Origin of the sequence: Streptomyces hirsutus (assembly GCF_001418415.1) — a bacterium.
GTDB lineage: Bacteria > Actinomycetota > Actinomycetes > Streptomycetales > Streptomycetaceae > Streptomyces > Streptomyces hirsutus.
Map to the genome: position 1 here is coordinate 1 of NZ_LIQT01000437.1, position 3,306 is coordinate 3,306.

At 71.7% G+C, this 3,306-nt stretch carries 4 protein-coding genes; all 4 read left to right on the top strand.

From position 1 onward, the window contains the following. Positions 1–221: 221 nt before the first annotated feature. The 4 genes from AOK11_RS29545 (at position 222) to AOK11_RS29560 (ending at position 2,959) form a co-directional block, all read left to right on the top strand. Positions 222–974 (top strand): GntR family transcriptional regulator, encoded by a 753-nt coding sequence (locus tag AOK11_RS29545; protein ID WP_055596779.1) that lies wholly within the window; start codon positions 222–224, stop codon positions 972–974. A gap of 365 nt (positions 975–1,339) precedes the next feature. Further along, positions 1,340–1,528 (top strand): SPOR domain-containing protein, encoded by a 189-nt coding sequence (locus tag AOK11_RS29550; protein WP_055596780.1) that lies wholly within the window; start codon positions 1,340–1,342, stop codon positions 1,526–1,528. Between the two features lie 286 nt (positions 1,529–1,814). Continuing rightward, positions 1,815–2,216: an NUDIX hydrolase gene (locus AOK11_RS29555; protein ID WP_055596781.1), complete on the top strand. Its 402-nt coding sequence runs from the start codon at positions 1,815–1,817 to the stop codon at positions 2,214–2,216. 419 nt (positions 2,217–2,635) lie between these two features. Next, the gene (locus AOK11_RS29560) at positions 2,636–2,959 is read left to right on the top strand and encodes a hypothetical protein (RefSeq protein WP_055596782.1); all 324 of its coding nucleotides are present in this window, start codon (positions 2,636–2,638) and stop codon (positions 2,957–2,959) included. Positions 2,960–3,306 lie beyond the last annotated feature (347 nt).

Consider the following 3,306-nt stretch of genomic DNA (forward strand, 5'->3'; position numbering starts at 1 on the left):
ACGACGAGGACGAGGGCGAGGACGGGACCGGGGGCGGAGACGGCGGTGCCGACGAGGACCGTATCGAGGTGTGAGGCCCGCCATAGCGGGGATAAAGAGCCTGCGTAAAGACCCCCTCCGGGATCTGTCATCACATCGAGTGATTCTCTGGCCTTCACTTGCCTGGTACAACCTGCGGTTGCCACGCTGTCGCTGTCTGTACAACCTGATGGGAGCGGCCAGTGACATTCGGTGAGCAGCCGGCGTATCTGCGCGTCGCGGGTGATCTCCGTAAGAAGATCGTCGACGGTCGGCTGCCCCCGCACACCCGCCTCCCGTCCCAGGCGAGGATCCGCGAGGAGTACGGCGTCTCCGACACGGTCGCGCTGGAGGCGCGCAAGGTGCTCATGGCGGAGGGCCTCGTGGAGGGCCGCTCCGGTTCGGGGACGTACGTCCGCGAGCGGCCCGTGCCCCGGCGCGTGGCCCGTTCCGGGTTCCGTCCGGAGCGGGGCACCACCCCGTTCCGGCAGGAGCAGGCGGACGGGGACGTGCGCGGCACCTGGGAGTCGAGCAGCGAGCAGACCGACGCCCGCGGGGCCGTCGCCGAGCGGCTCGAGATCGAGCCGGGGGACAGGGTGATGCGCACCCGGTACCTCTTCCGGGAGGCGGGCGAGCCGATGATGCTCTCCACCTCCTGGGAGCCGCTCTCCCTGACCGGCCGGACGCCCGTGATGCTGCCCGAGGAGGGCCCCCTCGGCGGCATGGGCGTGGTCGAGCGCATGCGCGCCATCGACGTGATCGTGGACAACGTGACCGAGGAGGTCGGCGCCCGCCCCGGCCTCGCCGAGGAACTGGTGCTGCTCGGCGGTGTCCCCGGTCATGTCGTCCTGGTCATCCAGCGCACGTACTACGCCTCGGGCCGCCCGGTCGAGACGGCCGACGTGGTGATCCCCGCCGACCGGTACCGGGTCGCGTACCACCTCCCGGTGAAGTAGCCGAACCGGCGGCCGTCACGGACCGCTACCCCGAGCCGTCGCCGACCCCGAAACGCTCCCTCTGCGCCCCGTCCGGGCGTTCGCTCGCCGGACGGGCGGCGGCATGCCCGTTCGGGCGCCGTACGAATCTGGCCGTTCTCGCAGGTGGCCCCCGAGTGACGGGCGTGCGGGCGGCGTGCCCCTGACCGGATACGTCGAACTCACGTACGGCGCATTCGCCGTGATGCGCCCCCTGCGTATTGGCTGGTTGCGTACCTCTTTGTGTAAAGCCATATTCGCTGCGTGAAGGTAAGGCGTAGGCTCGGGCATATGCGGACTGGGGATTCCTTACCGGGTGGGTCGCGGACGGGAAGCGGAGGGGCGCGATGAACGACAGCACGGCCACGCTTCCCTGGCTCGTGGTGCGACAGGACGACAACGGCAATCGCTATCGCGTGGGCCGGTACGCGACCCGCGCCGAGGCGCAGAGGATCGCGGACAGTCTCGACGGCCGCGGGCACAAACAGCTGTACTGGGTCGAGCGCATCGGGCGGAACGCGACCCCCGCCGACTGATCTCCCACGGACCCGCCCGGGCAAGGGGAGGCGTCCGTGTTCCTCGGCGGGTCGGCTGCCGGGTGAGGAGTTGTCGGGTCCGTGACGGGGATGCCCGGACGGCTCCGGTCGTGGTCCGCGCCGTCGGACGTGCCGTACGCCGGCGCTGACGCCGGTCGACGCATGACGCCGCCCGTGGCGACACCCGGGGGCGATCGGCGAGCCGGAGGGCAGAGCGCCCCCGCCGGCCGGTCCGCGCCCCGCTAAGGTCCTGCCCGACCGGGTTTCCCATGGTGAAGGCGGAGTGATGTCGGTCCTGATCGACACGGTGGCGTGGGTGCGTGTGGAGGGCGGCAGGATTCTCTGCGCCCGGCCACGGGGAAAGGACGTCTTCTACATCCCCGGCGGCAAGCGCGAGGGCGCGGAGAGCGATCTGGAGACCCTGCTGCGTGAGATCGAGGAAGAGCTGACGGTTCTGCTCGACCCGCGGACCGCTGCCCACGTGGGGACGTACGAGGCCGGCGCGCCCGGCCTCCCGGACGGTGCCGTCGTGCGGATGGCCTGCTACACCGCCGAGTACCGGGGGGAACTGATGCCGAGCAGCGAGATCGAGGAGATGGCCTGGTTCTCGTACGCCGACCGGGACCGGGTGCCTCCGGTCGACCAGTCTCTCTTCGACGATCTGGCCGCTGCCGGCGAACTCGCTTAGCCCGCCCGCTTCGTGGGGCCGCCCGCCTTGCGCGGCCCCCGGGTGCGCGCCCGTACCTACGGTGCCGTAAGTCACGGTGACCCCGTCTACGGTCCCCGGGACACGCCCGACTTCGCGAGGATGGCCGCCCTCGGCCTGCCGTTCTGGATCGCGGGCGGCCCGTGCGGACCGGAGCAGGTCCGCCGGGCCGGGGCGGTGGGCGTGGCGGGCGTTCAGGTCGGCGGCCTCTTCGCGTTCTGCGAGGAGTCGGGCCTGGAGGAGGGGCTGCGGCGGGAACTGATCGAGTGTGAACTCGCGGGCGGGCTGACGGTGCGTAATGATCCGGCGGCCTCCCCGGCCTCCTTCCCGTTCAAGGTCGCCGACCTGCCGGCACCCTCGCCGACGCGAAAACGAGTGCCGCCCGTACCCGCGTCTGCGACTTGGGCTGTCCGCGGACCCCGTACCGGACCGACCGCGGCACCATCGGCTACCGCCGCCCGGCGGAACCCGTGGCCGCCCACGTCCGCAAGGGCGGAACCCTCGAGGAGACGGAGGGCCGGCCGTGTCTGTGCAACGGGCTGCTCGCCGCCGTCGGGCTGGGTCGGCGCCGCCCGAGGGGCGTGGTGGAACCACCCGTCGTCACCATCGGCCAAGACCTGGGCTTCCTGTGGCACATCGCCCCGGACGGCGGTGAGTACGGCGCCGAGGCGGGGGTGCGCCGGCTGTCCGCCGGACTGGTGGAAGAAGCCTCCGCGTCCGCGTGAGCGCCGGAGCGCGGAGCGGTCGGGGGCGGCGGCGCGCGGTGGCGGGGCGGGGGAGCCGTCCCGCTCCGCGGGTGCCACGATGCGCCGCCGCGGACGGTAATCGGCCCTGAAAGTCGGGTATAGGACTATTAGTCCCCATGAAATGCGATGTGGGAGGACCTGCCGACCGGGAAGCGACGGAAGTGATCCACGTGATCGACATCGAGGGCGACCACGTCACGTGGACCTTCCCCGCGGACCCGGGTGCCGTGGGCGCCGCACGCTCCACGGTCCGGGCCCAGTTGCACGGCTGGGGTCTCGAGGGTGTCAGCGACCTCGTGATCCTGCTGGTCAGCGAACTGGTCACC